This is a genomic window from Mesorhizobium sp. M8A.F.Ca.ET.161.01.1.1 (genome assembly GCF_004792105.1).
Lineage (GTDB): Bacteria > Pseudomonadota > Alphaproteobacteria > Rhizobiales > Rhizobiaceae > Mesorhizobium.
This window is the reverse complement of the sequence record NZ_SRTD01000142.1, coordinates 1-385: the sequence shown is the minus strand read 5'-3', so window position 1 is coordinate 385 and position 385 is coordinate 1. Positions and strand designations below refer to the sequence as shown.

At 63.6% G+C, this 385-nt stretch carries 1 protein-coding gene; it reads right to left on the bottom strand.

The window, feature by feature from the left end; genetic code table 11:
* Window positions 1-62 precede the first annotated feature (62 nt).
* Window positions 63-287: a putative glycolipid-binding domain-containing protein gene (locus tag EN804_RS35035; protein ID WP_245500146.1), complete on the bottom strand. Its 225-nt coding sequence runs from the start codon at window positions 285-287 to the stop codon at window positions 63-65.
* Window positions 288-385 lie beyond the last annotated feature (98 nt).

Sequence of the window (385 nt, the reverse complement as noted above, 5' to 3'; positions counted from 1 at the left end):
CGGCGACCTCCGCCTGGCCGGCGCCGTTCAGCGTCCAGCCGCCATCGGCAAGCCGCTCGATCTCAAAGTGCAGGGTTTCCGCGCCGACAAAAACCGTCGACGCACGCCGAGCGCGTCCGCCAGCCGGAATCGCAGTCGGCTTCATAGGCGAGGCTGCATGGCTTGTCGTCATGGACGAAGAGCGCATGGCCCCTGAGTTTCCAACCGTCGCCCGCATCGGAAAGCAGGCAGGCATCGTGCCCTTCCAGGTCGAGCCGCCGCCATAGGATCGAAGAGTGCGGGCGCATGATCACGCTCCTGTTTGAAACATCATGCCTCATCATTCGTCCGTCAGGGCAATGCCGTTGCCGTTGCGGGCCGACGAAACTGCCATGTGCTGACAGAA